This window comes from Streptomyces sp. NBC_01520 (assembly GCF_045040375.1).
Taxonomy (GTDB): Bacteria; Actinomycetota; Actinomycetes; order Streptomycetales; family Streptomycetaceae; genus Streptomyces.
The window spans coordinates 2,318,232-2,333,571 of the sequence record NZ_CP109404.1; the positions used below are offsets into that span (position 1 = coordinate 2,318,232).

Sequence of the window (15,340 nt, forward strand, 5' to 3'; positions counted from 1 at the left end):
CGCGACAGGATGAGGGCCATGGCACAGCCCCTGATCGTCCCCAGCATGACCGCCGGACCCGATTTCGTCCTGCGCCCCTGGGAGATGAGCGACCTGCCCCTCGTACGCGAGGCGGCGGCGGACGACTACATCCCGCTGATCACCACCATCCCCTCGCCCTACTCGGACGAGGCGGCCGAGGCGTTCGTCCGGCGCCAGTGGGAGAGGGCGGAGACCGGTGCCGGATACCCGTTCGCCATCGTCCGCACCCGGGACCGGCGACCGGTCGGCTCCATCGGACTCTGGCTGAGGGACGCCGCGGAGGGCCGGGCGACGGTCGGTTACTGGATGACCGGTCCGGCCCGGCGGCAGGAGGTATCGGGAGCGGCACTCCGTACGGTCACCACCTGGGCCCTGCACGAGCTGGGCATCCCCCGCGTCCAGTTCCTCGTCGAACCGTGGAACACCGCGTCGGCGCGGACCGCCGAGAGCGCCGGGTACGTGAGCGAGGGGCTGCTGCGCGGCTGGCAGCGGATCGGCAACCGGCGCCGGGACATGGTGATGTACGCACGGCTCGACGAGGACCGCCCGGTGGCCGGGGGCGGCTGAGCACGCGGGCCCCGGCCGCCGGCCTCCAGTCAGCGGTCCGACGTCCACCGGTACAGCACGTCGGGTTCCTTCTCCTCGTTGCGGCTGCCGTCGTCGTACGCGACCGCGACGAATCCGTGCCGCTCGTAGAAGGCGCGGGCGGCGGTGTTGCGGCGGAACGTGTACAGGCTCAGCTCCCCGCGCGAAGCCTCCTTGACCCGGTCCAGCAGCCGCGACCCGATGCCGCGCCGCAGCGCGTCGGGCCGCAGATAGAGCTGGTCGAGCTCGTCACCGTCCAGGGCGGCGAACCCCAGCAGCTCCCCCTCCGCGTCCTCGGCCACCCACACCCTGCTGCCGGGCAGCAGGACATGGGTGATCCAGGCCTGTGTGTCCTCGTCGCCGTGCACACGGGGGAGGTAGGGCAGGACCGCCGCGCGCGAGGCCAGGAAGACCCGGGTGACGGCCTCCGCGTCCCCGGGCGTCGCGGTGCGCAGCCGTATGCCGTCTCCGGCCACGGGTCCTAGCACTTCGTCAGCTTCGGTTCGCCCGGCGCGGGCTGTTTCATGACGGGCTTCAGATGCAGGTCGTACAGACCGGCCCACTGCGAACGGCTTCCGCCGGACGACTTCATGATCTCCCCCAGCGCGCCGCACACCTCCGCGTGCAGGCCGGTCTCGTTCGCGTCCATCGCGACACCGTAGCCCTCCGTGTCACCCTCGATGTTGTCGAGGGCCTTCGTCTTGTCGGAGTACTTGTCGGCGAGACCCGCGACGATGACGTCGTCCGTGGCCACCGCGTACACAGGTGTCCTGGGGTCCAGCAACGCCTTGACACAGTCCTCGAAGCCTGGCCGGAGCACCTGCTGGTCGGCCATGCCCTCGTTCTTGATCCAGGCCTCGTAGACCGACTTCCTGGCGGTGCAGACCTTCGCGCTGGAATCCTTCTGCAGGTCGCTGATGTCGTTGTACGGCCTGTTCTTGCGCACCAGGAGCCCCTTGAGGGCCTGGTAGTAGGGACCGGCGAAGATGACGCCGTCCTTCTTCTCGCGCTCCGCGTTGATGCTGTACGAGGCCAGCACGATGTCCACCCGGTCGGCCTCCTTCAGATAGTCGCTCCGGTTACCGGAGTTGACGCGTACGAAGGTCACCTGGTCGTCGTCGAAGCCCAGGTGCCGGGCGATCTCCATGCCCATGTCGACCTCGAAGCCCTTGAACGTCCCCTTGCTCTCCACGCTCAGTCCGGGCTGGTCGGACTTGACGCCGATCCGCAGCACGGCGTGCGTGTCCCTGAACAGGGGCGGCGCCTCGCTCCCGCCCGTCGTCCCCTTGCCGGACCCCGCGTCGCCCTTCGTGCCGGTCCCGTCCTGCTGCCCCCAGACGAACCATGCCCCGCCCGCGAGCAGTGCCGTACAGAGCACGGCCACCGGCACCGTCCACCTGCCCCGGCGCCCGCGACCGGGCACCTCGGGGCGGCCAGCCGGAGGAGGCGGGTCCTGCCGGGCGGGTTCCGCGGGCCGCTGGGTGGCCGGCGGGTCGAGCGTGAGCATGTCCCGGGTGACGGCCTGGAGCATCCGCTCCGCCTCGACGGCGTCGGGGCGGAGCAGGGGGTCCTTCCGCAGCAGCGCCTCGACCAGCGCGGCGAGCGGCCCGGCGTACTTCATGGGCGGCACGGGCGACTCGCGTACGGCGATGAGCACCTCGTAGCTGGTCGCCCCGTCGAAGGGACGCCTGCCCTCGACCATCTCGTAGAGCGTGACGCCGAGCGCCCACAGGTCGGACGCGGCCGTCGCGGGGTGGGGCTGCGCGGCGCTGCGGCTGAGGAGTTCGGGTGCGAGGTACTGCGGCGTCCCGATGATCTCGTGCGACCGGGTCACCTGCACGGCACCCTCGAAGGTGGCGATCCCGAAGTCCATGAGGAGGGCGCGCCCGTCGGGCCGGAACAGGATGTTGTGGGGCTTCACGTCCCGGTGCAGCACCCCGGCCTCGTGCACGGCGGTCAGCCCGCGCAGCACCTGAAGCCCTATACGTGCCGCGTGCGGCACGGACAACTGCTGCTGTTCGCGCAGGAGGTCGGCCAGGGAGCGCGAGTTGAGCAGCTCCATCACGATCCAGACCTGGTTGCCGTCCTCGATCACGTCGTGCACGGCGACCACGTTCTGATGCCCGATCCTGGCGATGGCCTGGGCCTCACGCCGCGCCCGGTTCACCCACTGCGCCTGGGCATCCGGCGTCACGGCCCCGGGGTACAGCAGCCCCTTCACCGCGACCTTCCGGTCGAGCCGCGTATCGAGGGCCTCCCAGACCACTCCCATCCCGCCACGCCCGAGCTGACTCTGCAGCCTGTAGCGGTCGGCGATCACTGTGTCCGGACCGATGCGCATGCCGTCGCTGTCCATCCGACCCCCTGTTTGTGCTGTTGTGGTGAGCAACAATAGACGCTGCGTCAGGGCGCGAACGAGCAGCCGGGCGGAGGTGTTCGAGCCATCCCCCGGCGCACGCCCGGGGACTGCCGGCCTTCGGAATTCGATGCGTCCGCTGATGCGCTCGGAGGCGTCCGACTCGTAGGACAATCGATCGGTGACGCGCTCCCGGAACCGTGACCGCGCCCTGGAAGAACTTGAACGCACCCGCTGGCCGGCCCCGTCGGCCGACGACACCCGTCTTGTCGCTACCGCACACGCCTTGCGGCTTCGGCCGATCGGCGAGCTGACCGTCGAGGACATGCGCCTGTTGATCGGGCAGGACATAGGTCTGCCCCACCTCCTGCCCCTGGCACTGGCGGTACTGCGGAAGAACCCCATGGCAGAGGGGCACATGTACGAAGGTGATCTGCTGTCCGCGGTCCTCACCGGGAACCCGTCGGTCTGGGCCGAGTTGCCCGGACTCGGCCGAGACCTTCGCATGATCGTCTCGGAGTTGACCGGCTTGCCCCCTGACCTGCGGCAGAAGGCCGACCGCTTCCTGGCTTGATGGAACACCGCACGGTGACGGCGTGGAGATCCCTGAGGTCGAGCTACAAGGAGTGAGGCAGCTTCGCCGCTCAGACCAGGGGAACCTCAGAAGGCCCCTGATCAGGCAAGCACCTGGCCGGGGCGCTTCCCGGCCCCGCCGACACCCCATCTCCGGCCCCACGAGGAATGGCTGCCTTCATGGCTCCGTACGTAGCCGCGTGGTGCCGTTGGAACCGGTGTGGACCGGGGCCCAGCAGTACCCTTCGAGACGCAAATAGAGCCCCTGACCTGTACTTTCGCTGGTCAGCAGCCCTTAGGGGCAGACGAGTCGGGCTGTACGCCGGGTTCTGTCACCCGGTCGCCTCGCGGCGGCCGGGGAGACGGCCATCCATCTAGGACCGGCATTGCTGCCGGTCTCGTGCGGTCTACCCGCGAACTCGGGCGAGCAGCCCTCGGACGTTCGCGCAGGACCGTCTTGCGACGGTCCCTCTTGACCTTGCTCCGGGTGGGGTTTACCTAGCCGCCTGAGTCACCTCAGGCGCTGGTGGTCTCTTACACCACCGTTTCACCCTTACCCGGGACCGAGGTCCCGGGCGGTCTGTTTTCTGTGGCACTGTCCCGCGAGTCACCCCGGGTGGCCGTTGGCCACCACCCTGCCCTGTGGAGCCCGGACGTTCCTCGGGAGGATCCGAGGATCCTCACGCGGCCGTCCGCCCGGCTCGTCTGCCGTGTCGTCCATGCTACCCGGCGCCTTCCCTGTCCCGGACCGCGAAGGCCGCGATGCCCGCCTCCCAGGCTGCCGCGAGGTCGGCGCCCGGAAGGAAGCGGTCGTTCAGTTCCAGGGTCACCATCCCGTGGGCGAAGGCCCAGGCCGCCCGGGCCAGGTTCTCGTCGCCGCCCGCCGCCCGGAACAGCGGGGCCGCCGCGGCGTACACCGCGCCCACGGGCAGGACGGCGCTGCCCATGGTGAGGAGGTAGAGGTGCGGGTGGGCCAGGGCGTGGGTCCGGTAGGCGGTGGCGAGGCCCGCGAAGGAGCCGGGGGCCTCGTACTCCGCAGCCCGAAGCACCTCGGCGGTCTCGCGGAGCATCTCGCCGGCCAGCGCCGTCACCACCGACGACTTGTCCGGGAAGTACTTGTAGAGCGTCGGCGCCTTCACTCCCACCCGGTCGGCCAGCCGTCGCATGGTGAGCGCCTCGGCGCCCTCGTCCTCCAGGAGCGTGCGTGCGGCGGCGACGATCTGCCGGGGCCGGCCTGTCGGCGGGACGGTGGCGAGGTCACTCATGCGTGAGCCTCCTTCGGACGAGGGCGGAACGGAGTCGGGACGGTGCCGGGACGGCGTCGGTACGCGGTCCGTATCCGAAGAGGTGATCGTACGAGAGGGGACAAGCCGGTCACCGGGGGACCTTGACCTTGCCGCAGCGTCAGGGTTTCTACTGGCCTCATGCGTATCGGAGAGATCGCCGCGCTCGCCGGAGTCACCTCCCGGGCGATCCGGCACTACCACCATGTCGGTCTGCTGCCCGAGCCGGGGCGCCGGGCCAACGGCTACCGGGCGTACGGCGTCCGGGACGCGGTCCTGCTGGCCCGGATCCGGCGGCTCACCGAGCTCGGTCTCGGTCTGGACGAGGTGCGGGACGTGGTGGCCGACGACGCCGGGCGCGAACTCGTCGAGGTGCTGGGCGAGCTGGACGCCGATCTGGCCCGCCAGGAGCGGGAGATCGGGGAGCGGCGGCGGCAGCTGGCCCGGCTGATGGACGGGCCGTTGAACGGCCGGGAGCCGGTGTCCCCGGCCCTTGCCGAGCTGCTCGGAGCGGTGCCCGCCACCGACTCCCCCACCGCGGCCAAGGACCTGGAGCACCTGTCGCTGCTGGAGGGCGCGGACGGCGCCGCCGAGGTGTACGCCGCGTTGCGGCCGATGGCCGACGACCCCGCCGTCCTGGTCCTGTACGAGCGGCTGGACGAGCTGGCCACGGCGCCCGTGGACGATCCCCGGATCGCCCCGCTGGTCGCCGACCTGGTCGCGGCCGTGCCCGCCGGTCTCCTGGAGGCGATCCCGTCCGGCGGACCGGTCCGGTCGGGGTTCGGGGAGGCGCTGCTGGCCGACTACGCACCGGCTCAGGCCGAGGTGGTGCGCCGGATGATGGCCGCGATGGCCGCACGACTGGCCGGGGGGACGCGATGAGTGTGCGGATCGCACGCGCGGCGGCGTGGGGGGTTGTGAGCTGTTGCCTTTGAAGTGTGTATGAGTGAGCTGTAGCACCTGTGAGTGAGTCGAGCGGTGCGGTGAGTGAGGGTGGGAATGAATGTTTCGGGGTCGAATGGGTGACCTTGGTGGTGGTGGTTCGTTGTGCCGGGTGACGGGCTGGACCGGTGCTGGGGGCGGAGGTGTGGTGGTGGGTGCTGTGCGGGAGTTGGCGGTGCCGTTCGTGGCCCCGGGCCCCTCGGGGGTGGCGGTCCGGGACCGTCTCAAACACCTCACCCCGCACGACGTACAGGTTCTGCGGGCGGTCGGCGCGCATCAGGGGGCGCTGGCCTCGCGTGATCTGAAGGTCCGGTGCGCAGGTGGTCTGAATCACGGTGCTGAATCCTGGGCCGCGCGGAAGCGGGAACTGACGAAGGAGTCGTCGTCCAGGATCGCCGGGGCGATCACGAAGGCCAGCCATGATCAGTGGGCGCTCGCCCGGCGCTGCCAGGCCGCGCACATCCGCAGCCTCGATGCCGGGATCAGGACGCTGCGGCACCGCCTGTCGCTCCCGGTCGGGGCGAAGGGCACCAAACGTGCCCCGGGTGGCTACCGGTCCAGGCGTGAGTGGCTCCACAAGTCCCGCCGCCTCAAGGCTCTGGAAGCCCGGCACGCTGCCGCGGTGGCGGACTGGCAGGCCGGTCGGGTACGGATCGTGCGGGGCGGGAAACGGCTCCTCAACACCCGCCACCACCTCGCCGAGGCGGGGCTGACCGAGGGTGAGTGGCGGGGGCGGTGGGAGGCTGAGCGGTGGTTCCTGGCGGCAGATGGTGAGTCGGGGAAGCGGTACGGGAACGAGACGATCCGCGTCACGCCGGACGGCCAGGTCAGCATCAAACTGCCCGCACCACTGGCTCATTTGGCCAACGCCAAGCACGGCCGCTACACGCTCACCTCCACCATCGCGTTCACGCATCGGGGTGTGGAATGGGCTGACCGTGTTGAAGGTAACCGGGCGGTCGCCTACCGCATCCACTACGACACCGCCAGGGGCCGCTGGTACCTGACCGCGTCCTGGCAACGCCCCACCGTCCAGACCATCGGGTGGGAGGCCGCCCGGGCCAAGGGGGTGGTCGGTGTCGACACCAACGCCGACCACCTCGCCGCCTACCGCCTTGACCCGCACGGCAACCCGGTCGGCGAACCCCACCGCTTCGGCTACAACCTGACCGGCACCGCACCCCACCGTGACGCGCAACTGCGCCATGCCCTGACCCGCCTCCTGCACTGGGCCAGGCAAACCGGTGTGAGTGTGATCGCGATCGAGGACCTCGACTTCAGTGCGGAGAAGACGCGGGAGAAGCACGGGCGCAGGAAACGGTTCCGGCAGCTGATCTCCGGCATCCCCACCGGCAAGCTCAAGGCCCGGCTCGTCTCCATGGCCGCCGGACACGGTTTGGCGATCATCGCGGTCGATCCGGCCTACACCTCGATGTGGGGCGGTCAGCACTGGCAGAAACCACTGACCACCCCGCACCGGAAGATGTCCCGTCACGATGCCGCCGGTATCGCGATCGGGCGACGCGCCCTCGGACACCCGATCCGGCGTCGGACGGCACCGCCCCCACACGACCGGAGTGATCGTGTCGGGCATCGGACCGTCCAGGCCGATCATGGTGGACGAGGGCGTGAGGGAACCCGCCCACCCGCAACGGACCACGCCCCCGGAGGCGTGTCACCGAGCGGGACGCGAAAGCGGCGACCCAGCGCACCCAAAACCGTTCGGGATGCGCCCAGAACGCACCAGTGGGTCCAGGACTCACTCATGCACACTGGCTAGGAACGGTTCTGCCCGCCGAACTGGCCCTGGCGGTCTGCCTGGTGGCGGGCGTACGGATACCCGTCGCCGTCCTCCTCGGCGCCGAGGCCCTCGTGCTCGCCGTGCTGGTGGTGGAGGCCGTGACGCTGTGGCCCCTGTACGCGGCGGGGAGGCGGGCGGGGGCGGGACGCCGGAACGCGCTGCGGGCGGCACTGCGGACGCTGGTCCCGGTGCCGGTCCGGCGGCTGGTGGCGCACGAGGTGCGGGCCCTGCACAGTCTCGGGCTGTGGCTGCTGCGCCGCCGCCACGGCGTCCCGGAGGGTGCGGTGGCCGTCCCCTACACCGGGCCTCAGACGGCGATGATGTACGGGCTGGTATTCGTCTCCCTCGTGGAGACGGTGATGCTGGCCCTGCTGATCCCCTGGCCGGTCGTGCACCGTGTGCTGCTCGTGGTCGACGTGTACGGGGTGGTCCTCCTCCTCGCCCTGCACGCGGCCTGCGTGACCCGGCCGCACGTGGTGGGCGAGGACGGTTCGCTGCGCCTGCGCCACGGCGGGCTGTTCGATCTGCGGATCCCCGCGTCGGCGGTCGCCGGGGTCCGGGTGGACCGGCGCTACCCGGAGGGCCGGTCGGTCCTGCTGCACCCCGACGGCGTACTCGACCTGTCCGTGGGCAGCCAGACCACGGTGACCGTGGAACTCACGGGTCCGGTCGCGTTCGTACGGCCGTTGGGGAAGCCCGGTGCGGTGCACACCGTCCGCTTCCACGCGGACGACCCGCGTGCCGCCGTCGCCGCGCTCACACGGGTGCGAACCGCACCTTCGCCGAGCCCGGATCGGCCTGGGTGAGCCGCACCCGCAGGCGTTCGCCCAGCGGGAGCGGGGCGTCGGAATCGATCCGGGCGACGATCGCGGGGTCCTCGATGTGGACGGTGCCGACGGCCGGGCGGTCGTCCTCGACGTCGATCACGTAGCCGTCGAAGACCGAGCCCACCCGGTCCTTGAGCAGTGCCGCCTCGACGAGGTCGACGCACTCGCGCTCCACGGTGTTGGCGCGACGGGTGCCCTCCGCCATCTCCTCGGGCAGGCCGGGCAGCGCCTGGAGCACCCACTCGGGCGGTTCCCGGTCCGCGGTCGCCGCGAGGCACAGTTCGGCGGCGTACCGGTCGACGAGGCGGCGCAGCGGCGCGGTGCAGTGCGTGTAGAGCTCGGCGACGGCGGCGTGCACGGCGGGGTCGGGGAGGTCGCCGTGCTCGAAGACGGTGTAGCCGGCGCCGCGCAGGAGGGTGGTGCACTCCTCCAGGAACGCGGCGTGGCCGGCCTTCCGCGGGTCGAGCGAGCGCACGACCTCGGCGTACGGGACGTGGTGCGGCCAGTCGATGCGCAGGGCCTGCGCGGTGCGCCGGAGCCGGGCGACGGCGCCGTCGGGGGCGACCGGCAGCGTACGGAGGATGCCGGTGCCCGAGTCCGCCATCATCCGGGCGGCCGCCATGCCGGTGAGGAGGGAGATCTGGGCGTTCCAGCCGTCTGCGGGCAGGGGCGCGCGGTAGTCGAGGCCGTAGGTGCCGTCGCGCTCGACGATCTCCTGTTCGGGGACGTCGAGCGAGATGCCGCCGCGGACGGTCTCCTGCTCCTCGCGCAGCAGGCCGATGTCCTTGAGCAGGGCGAGCGGCTCCTCTGCGGTGCCCGCGTCGATCTGCCGCTGGACGCCCGCGTAGTCGAGCTTGGCGCGGCTGCGTACGAGCACGCGGCTCACCTCGGTGGAGACGGGGCGGCCTTCGGCGTCGAGGTCGATCCGCCACAGGGCCGCGGGGCGGGTCTCGCCGGGGAGGAGGCCGGCGGCGCCCTCCGAGAGGGTGGCCGGGTGCAGGGGGACCTTGCCGTCGGGGAAGTACAGGGTCGTCACCCGCCGGTGGGCCTCGGCGTCCAGTGCCCCGCCGGGCCGTACGAAGGCGGCGACGTCGGCGATGGCGTAGTGCACCCGGAATCCGTGCGGGCGCCGTTCCAGGTGCATCGCCTGGTCGAGATCCCTGGAGGTGGGCGGGTCGACGGTGAAGAACGGCAGGTCCGTGGCGTTCCGGTGGCCCGACAGGTCCGGGGACCTCGCGGCGTCGGCCGCCTCGGCGAGGACATCGGGCGGGAAGTCCGCCGGCAGGGCGAGCTCGGTGCGCAGGGCGTGCAGGGCCGCCCGCAGGCTGTCGGCGGCGCCGGTCATGTGGAGCTGGCGGCGGGGCATGCCACCGAGCGTAGGCGGGGGCGGTGCGGTCGGCATCCCGGTCCGGGCGGGGGCGGACGGCCGGGGTGGACCGGGCGGGATGTGGCCGCCGTCCCTGCGCGGCCACAAGCGGGCGGGGCGAGTTGTGGTCGCCGTCCCCGGTCCGGGCGGGGTGTCCCCGGCGTGCCCGCCGACGGACCTGCCGGCGTCCGGCCCGGTCCGGACCGCCCCTCGGCCGGACACGGGCAGGCACCGGGCGTGGCGCTTGCGGCCCGTACCCTTGTCGAGGGGTTCCCGCGCCGCCGGGGGACCCTCTGTCACGTACGAAGGAGACACCCGTGCTCGTGCTGTTGCCGCCCTCCGAGGGAAAGGCCGCCTCGGGGCGCGGGGCGCCCCTGAAGCAGGAGTCCTTGTCCCTGCCCGGCCTCGCCGGGGCGCGGGCGGCGATCCTCGACGAGCTGGTCGAGCTGTGCCTGGCGGACGAGGACAAGGCCCGGGTGGTGCTCGGCCTGAGCGAGGGGCTGCGCGGCGAGATCGCGAAGAACGCGGACCTGCGCACGGCCGGGACCAGGCCGGCCGGGGAGATCTACACCGGGGTGCTGTACGACGCCCTCGGTCTGGCCTCGCTGGACACGGCGGCCAGGCGGAGGGCCGGGAAGTCGTTGCTGGTCTTCTCCGGTCTGTGGGGCGCGGTGCGGGTGGGCGACCGGATTCCGTCGTACCGCTGCTCGATGGGCGTGAAGCTGCCGGGACTGGGCGGGCTCGGCGCGTACTGGCGCGCCCCGATGGCGTCCGTCCTGCCGGAGGCGGCCGGGGACGGGCTCGTGCTGGATCTGCGGTCGTCGGCGTACGCCGGGGCGTGGAAGCCGGCGGGCGCGGTGGCGGAGCGCACCGCGAGCGTGCGGGTGCTGCAGTCGCAGATGGTGAACGGGGTGGAGAAGCGGTCGGTGGTCAGCCACTTCAACAAGGCGACCAAGGGCCGGATGGTCCGCGATCTGCTGGTCGCCGGGGCGAAGCCGAAGGGGCCCGCCGAGCTGGTGGGGGTGCTGCGGGACCTCGGTTACACGGTCGAGGCGCAGGCCCCGGAGCGGGCCGGGCGGGCGTGGGCGCTCGATGTGGTGGTCACGGAGATCCATTAGCGATCATTGCAACATGCGCAACGCTCATTGCGTAGGGTGCGGTTCGCGCGGCAGGATGTGCCCATGACCTCCTCCGCGCCCGCCGCCCTGCCCGCGTCCGCCTCCGTCCTGGACCTCGCGCCCGTCGTCCCCGTCGTCGTGCTGGAGGACGCGGCCGACGCGGTGCCCCTGGCCCGGGCGCTCGTGGCGGGCGGACTCCCGGCGATCGAGGTGACGCTGCGGACCGCCGCCGCGCTCGACGCGATCCGGGCGATCGCCGCCGAGGTCCCCGGGGCCGTGGTGGGTGCGGGCACCGTGATCTCCGTACGGCACGTGACCGAGACGGTCTCCGCCGGGGCGCGTTTCCTGGTCAGCCCGGGCTGGACGGACACCTTGCTGGACGCGATGAAGGCGTCGGGTGTGCCGTTCCTGCCGGGGGTCTCCACGACGTCCGAGGTGGTCGCGCTGCTGGAGCGCGGGGTCACCGAGATGAAGTTCTTCCCGGCCGAGGCGGCCGGCGGCACCGCCTATCTCAAGGCCCTGTCCGCTCCCCTGCCCCAGGCCCGGTTCTGCCCGACCGGCGGCATCTCGCTCGCCTCCGCGCCGGCCTATCTGGCGCTGCCGAACGTCGGTTGCGTGGGCGGCAGTTGGATGGTTCCTGGAGACGCGGTGGCGGCGAAGGACTGGACGCGGGTGGAGCGGCTGGCGCGTGAGGCATCTGCCCTGCGGGGCTGAACACCGTCCCGTCGGTACGGGGTCGAGGGCGGGCCCACGCCGCGCGGCCGAACTGCGGTTCCGTGCCCAGGAGTCCGGCGGTGGGTCAGCGCAGCGTCTGGACCGCGTACAACGTGCCGATGCCCAGGGCGAGGATGCCCAGCAGGAGCCGTAGCGCCGTTTCGGGCAGGCGTGGCTGGAGGCGGGCCCCGAGGTAGCCGCCGCAGAGACCGCCGAGGCCGCAGGTCAGGCCGAGTGCCCAGTCGGGCGCGATGTCGCCCGTGGCGGTCAGGGACAGCAGGGCGTACGCACCCGCTCCCGCGAGGGAGGTCACGAACGTGCAGGCGAGGGCGGCGGGCGCGACCTTCGCGACCGGGACCCCGCGCCCCACGAGGATCGGCCCCAGCAGCGAACCCCCGCCGATCCCGTAGATCCCTCCCGCGACGCCGACGGCCAGGGCCAGTGCGGTGGTGGCGCGCGGGGACGGTTCCGGGGCGACGGCACCGCGGTGTGAGGGGCGCAGGGTACGGGCGCACAGCCAGGCGCCCAGCGGGAGCAGCAGGACGGCGATGAACAGCCGGAAGACCGCGGGGCCCGGCACGGCGAAGACCCGGATCACCGCTCCGGCCACCACTCCCGGCACCGCGCCCGCGACGAGCAGCCGGGTGAGCGGGCCGCGCAGCCTGCCGCTGTTGCGGTAGCGCAGGAGGGCTCCGGGGCACGACACCACGTTGTACAGCAGGTTGGTGGGCGTCACCGCGGGGCTCGGCACACCGAGCACGCTGACCTGCACCGGCAGCAGGAACACCGCCCCGGACACGCCCACGGGTGCGGTCGCGGCCGAGATCAGCAGTCCGGCGAGGAAGCCGAGCAGCCCTGTGGACCAGCTCACCCGCCCGCTACCGCAGGTGCGAGGTGTCGTTGAGGACCCTCAACGAGGGATTACCGTCCGCGTAGTACGCCACCGTCGAGACGGAGGCGGGTGAGAGCTCCATGCGGAACAGGGACTCCGGCGGGGCGCCCAGTGCCAGCCTGACCAGGGTCTTGATCGGGGTGACGTGCGTGACCAGGAGTGCCGTGCGGCCCGCGTAGCGGGAGATCAGACGGTCGCGCGCCGCGGACACCCGGTCGGCCACCTCGGCGAAGCTCTCGCCGCCGCCCGTGGGGGCCGCGTCGGCGGACGCCAGCCAGGCGGTCAGGTCCGCGCCGTGACGCTCCCGTACCTCGGCGAAGGTGAGGCCCTCCCAGGCGCCGAAGTCCGTCTCGCGCAGGCCGTCCTCGATGCGGACCTCCAGGCCGAGCCGGTCGGCGACGGCCGCCGCCGTCTGGCGGCAGCGGCGCAGCGGGGAGCTGACGATCTCCTGGACCGTGCCGAAGGCGGCGAACGCCCCGGCGGCGCGGGCGGCCTGGTCTCGGCCGGTGGCGGAGAGCTCGGGGTCGCTGCCGCCGCTGCCGGAGAACCGCTTCTCGGGGGTGAGCGCCGTCTCGCCGTGCCGGAGCAGGACGAAGGTGGCGGGCACCCCCAGGTCGGGGGTGCTCCCCCAGCCCACCTGCGGTACGGCCGGCGCGGGGCGGGCGGCGGCCAGGGCGGCGCGGACCTTCGCCGCACCCGCGACCGCGTCCCCGGGCGGACCGTCCTGGACCGGGGCGGGCGTGCGCGGCGGGGCGTCCAGGGCGGCCGTCGAGGACGACGGCTCCCACTGCCTGCCCCGCTTGCCCGCGTCCATCGCCTCGTTGGCGAGCCGGTCGGCGTGCTTGTTCTCGTTGCGCGGGATCCACTCGTACGTGACGGAGGAGACCGGCAGGATGCTCGCGGCCTGGGCCGCGAGCGGTTTCATGTCGGGGTGCTTGATCTTCCAACGCCCCGACATCTGTTCGACCACCAGCTTGGAGTCCATCCGGACGCGCACCCGCACGTCCGCGTCCGGGAACAGCGCCTTCGCCGCCTTCAGGCCGGCGATCAGGCCCTTGTACTCGGCGACGTTGTTCGTCGCGACGCCGATGTACTCGGCGGCCTCGGCGAGCGTCTCGCCGGTGACCGGGTCGATGACGGCCGCGCCGTATCCGGCGGGCCCCGGGTTGCCCCGGGAGCCTCCGTCGGCCTCGACGACCAGCTGGCGGGGTGCGGGCATTACAGGCCCGACTCCGAGGTGCGGACCAGGATGCGGTGGCAGTTCTCGCAGCGCAGCACGGTGTCGGGGGACGCCGCCTTCACGTCGTTGACCTCGGTGATGTTCAGCTCCAGCCGGCAGCCCTCGCAGCGGCGCTGGTAGAGCCGGGCGGCACCGACACCGCCCTGCTGGACGCGCAGCTTGTCGTACAGCTTCAGCAGGTCGGCGGGGACGGAACCCGCGACGACCTCGCGGTCCTTGGCGACGCCTGCCGCCTCGGTGTCCAGCTCGTGGGTCGCCGCGTCCCGGCGGGCGGTCGCGTCGTCGGCCTTGGCCTGGACGGCGCTGACGCGCGCGGTCAGCTCCGTGACGCGCTCCTGGGCGGACTCGCGGCGCTCCATGATCTCCAGGACGACGTCCTCGAGGTCGCCCTGGCGCTTGGCCAGCGAGGTGATCTCGCGCTGCAGGCTCTCCAGGTCCTTCGGCGAGGAGACCGCACCGGAGTCGAGCCGCTGCTGGTCGCGGGCGGCGCGCTGGCGCACCTGGTCGACGTCCTGCTCCGCCTTGGTCTGCTCGCGGGTGGTGTCGCTCTCCTCGGTCTGCGAGGCGACCAGCAGGTCGCGCAGCTGCGCGAGGTCGCTGTTGAGCGCGTCGATCTCCGCGTGCTCGGGCAGGGACGTCCGCTTGTGGGAGAGCTGCGAGAGACGTACGTCGAGGGCCTGGACTTCGAGGAGTCGGATCTGGTCGGCGGGCGCGGCGTTCAGTTGGGGGCTCCAGAAGATTGGTGGGTGGTCCAGGGGTCGGTGACCTGCTTCGAGACATGGACCCGCAGGTCCCATCCGTGGCGGTCGGAAATCGCGTCGAGCTGCGCGGCGGCCTGCTCGCACCAGGGCCACTCGGTGGCCCAGTGTGCGGCATCGACCAGGCCGAGCGGCGAGTGCTGGACGGCCTCGGAGGCCGGGTGGTGGCGCAGGTCCGCGGTGAGGAAGGCGTCGACGCCCGCCGCCCGCACGGCGTCGAAGAGGCTGTCGCCGGAGCCGCCGCTCACCGCGACCCGTCGCACCACGGCGTCCGGGTCGCCCGCGAGCCTGATGCCCTGCGCGGTCGCGGGCAGCCGGGCCGCGGCTCGGGCGGCGAGGTCGCGGAGGGTCTCGGGGTGGTCGAGCTCGCAGATCCGGCCCAGGCCGCGGCAGCCCTCGGCATCGGTGGGGTCGGGCACGAGGGGTCCGGTGACCCGCAGGTCGAGGGCGGCGGCGAGGGCGTCGGAGACACCCGGGTCGGCGCTGTCGGCGTTGGTGTGCGCGACGTGCAGGGCGATGTCGTGCTTGATGAGCCCGTGCACGACGCGGCCCTTGAAGGTGGACGCCGCGACCGTCGTCGTACCGCGCAGGTAGAGCGGGTGGTGGGTGACGATCAGCTGGGCACCGAGGGTGCGGGCCTCGTCGGCGATCTGCTGGACGGGGTCGACGGCGAAGAGGACCCGGTCGACCTCCGCCCCGGGGTCGCCGCAGACCGTGCCGACCGCGTCCCAACCTTCGGCCCGCCCGGGGGGCCAGAGGGCGTCGAGCTCGGCGATGACTTCAGACAGACGGGGCACGGAGCAAAGGCTACCTGCCCTGCGCGCCCCGTCGGCCCTGGCTGCGGGCACCCGTACGGGCGGACCC

Annotated in this window: 15 protein-coding genes and 1 other RNA gene; 7 read left to right on the forward strand and 9 right to left on the reverse strand. The window is 72.5% G+C overall.

The genetic code is table 11. The features are described 5' to 3' along the window. The first annotated feature begins 18 nt into the window (after positions 1–18). Positions 19–588 carry a GNAT family N-acetyltransferase gene (locus OG524_RS10535; RefSeq protein ID WP_405809957.1) on the forward strand — a complete coding sequence of 190 codons (570 nt, stop codon included), beginning with the start codon at positions 19–21 and terminating at the stop codon, positions 586–588. A gap of 29 nt (positions 589–617) precedes the next feature. On the opposite strand, the gene OG524_RS10540 is transcribed toward OG524_RS10535, so the two are convergent. Continuing rightward, the gene (locus OG524_RS10540; protein ID WP_405391193.1) at positions 618–1,094 is read right to left on the reverse strand and encodes a GNAT family N-acetyltransferase; all 477 of its coding nucleotides are present in this window, start codon (positions 1,092–1,094) and stop codon (positions 618–620) included. Next, the gene (locus OG524_RS10545) at positions 1,088–2,962 is read right to left on the reverse strand and encodes a serine/threonine-protein kinase (RefSeq protein ID WP_405809960.1); all 1,875 of its coding nucleotides are present in this window, start codon (positions 2,960–2,962) and stop codon (positions 1,088–1,090) included. Before OG524_RS10545 ends, OG524_RS10540 begins: the two co-directional genes overlap by 7 nt. A gap of 181 nt (positions 2,963–3,143) precedes the next feature. Here OG524_RS10545 and OG524_RS10550 point away from each other — a divergent pair, with 181 nt between their 5' ends. Continuing rightward, entirely contained in the window at positions 3,144–3,536 is a 393-nt protein-coding gene (locus OG524_RS10550) for a contact-dependent growth inhibition system immunity protein (RefSeq protein WP_405809962.1), read from the forward strand. A 301-nt stretch (positions 3,537–3,837) separates the two neighbouring features. Here the strand turns inward: OG524_RS10550 and rnpB are convergent. Together rnpB and OG524_RS10560 are read right to left on the reverse strand one after the other, a co-directional pair. Then, positions 3,838–4,239: RNase P RNA component class A (gene rnpB / locus OG524_RS10555), an RNA gene on the reverse strand. An 18-nt stretch (positions 4,240–4,257) separates the two neighbouring features. Beyond that, positions 4,258–4,800, reverse strand: coding sequence for a TetR/AcrR family transcriptional regulator (locus OG524_RS10560; RefSeq protein ID WP_405809964.1), 543 nt, complete (start codon positions 4,798–4,800; stop codon positions 4,258–4,260). 159 nt (positions 4,801–4,959) lie between these two features. Between OG524_RS10560 and OG524_RS10565 the strand changes: the two genes are divergently transcribed. The 3 genes from OG524_RS10565 (at position 4,960) to OG524_RS10575 (ending at position 8,367) form a co-directional block, all read left to right on the forward strand. Continuing rightward, complete coding sequence (locus tag OG524_RS10565; protein WP_405391175.1) at positions 4,960–5,700, forward strand: MerR family transcriptional regulator; 741 nt, start codon at positions 4,960–4,962, stop codon at positions 5,698–5,700. Positions 5,701–5,911: 211 nt separating this feature from the next. Continuing rightward, on the forward strand, positions 5,912–7,540 hold the full coding sequence (locus tag OG524_RS10570; RefSeq protein WP_405809966.1) for an IS200/IS605 family accessory protein TnpB-related protein: 1,629 nt from the start codon (positions 5,912–5,914) through the stop codon (positions 7,538–7,540). Then, a complete protein-coding gene (locus OG524_RS10575; protein WP_405809968.1) occupies positions 7,507–8,367 on the forward strand; it encodes a hypothetical protein in 861 nt (286 codons plus the stop codon). Before OG524_RS10570 ends, OG524_RS10575 begins: the two co-directional genes overlap by 34 nt. Here OG524_RS10575 and OG524_RS10580 read toward each other — a convergent pair. After that, the gene (locus tag OG524_RS10580; RefSeq protein ID WP_405809969.1) at positions 8,318–9,754 is read right to left on the reverse strand and encodes an RNB domain-containing ribonuclease; all 1,437 of its coding nucleotides are present in this window, start codon (positions 9,752–9,754) and stop codon (positions 8,318–8,320) included. The genes OG524_RS10575 and OG524_RS10580 overlap by 50 nt on opposite strands. A gap of 317 nt (positions 9,755–10,071) precedes the next feature. Here OG524_RS10580 and yaaA point away from each other — a divergent pair, with 317 nt between their 5' ends. After that, entirely contained in the window at positions 10,072–10,872 is an 801-nt protein-coding gene (yaaA, locus tag OG524_RS10585) for a peroxide stress protein YaaA (protein WP_405809971.1), read from the forward strand. Positions 10,873–10,935: 63 nt separating this feature from the next. Beyond that, complete coding sequence (gene eda, locus OG524_RS10590; protein WP_405391172.1) at positions 10,936–11,586, forward strand: bifunctional 4-hydroxy-2-oxoglutarate aldolase/2-dehydro-3-deoxy-phosphogluconate aldolase; 651 nt, start codon at positions 10,936–10,938, stop codon at positions 11,584–11,586. A gap of 85 nt (positions 11,587–11,671) precedes the next feature. Here the strand turns inward: eda and OG524_RS10595 are convergent, their stop codons facing one another. From OG524_RS10595 to OG524_RS10610, 4 genes are read right to left on the reverse strand one after another with little or no spacing between them, the layout of a single operon-like run. Beyond that, positions 11,672–12,457: a sulfite exporter TauE/SafE family protein gene (locus OG524_RS10595; protein ID WP_405391171.1), complete on the reverse strand. Its 786-nt coding sequence runs from the start codon at positions 12,455–12,457 to the stop codon at positions 11,672–11,674. Positions 12,458–12,464: 7 nt separating this feature from the next. Continuing rightward, positions 12,465–13,697 (reverse strand): bifunctional RNase H/acid phosphatase, encoded by a 1,233-nt coding sequence (locus tag OG524_RS10600; RefSeq protein WP_405809974.1) that lies wholly within the window; start codon positions 13,695–13,697, stop codon positions 12,465–12,467. Further along, the gene (locus OG524_RS10605) at positions 13,697–14,440 is read right to left on the reverse strand and encodes a zinc ribbon domain-containing protein (protein ID WP_405393247.1); all 744 of its coding nucleotides are present in this window, start codon (positions 14,438–14,440) and stop codon (positions 13,697–13,699) included. Before OG524_RS10605 ends, OG524_RS10600 begins: the two co-directional genes overlap by 1 nt. Beyond that, positions 14,437–15,273, reverse strand: coding sequence for a Nif3-like dinuclear metal center hexameric protein (locus tag OG524_RS10610; protein ID WP_405391169.1), 837 nt, complete (start codon positions 15,271–15,273; stop codon positions 14,437–14,439). The genes OG524_RS10605 and OG524_RS10610 overlap by 4 nt, the downstream gene beginning before the upstream one ends. Positions 15,274–15,340 lie beyond the last annotated feature (67 nt).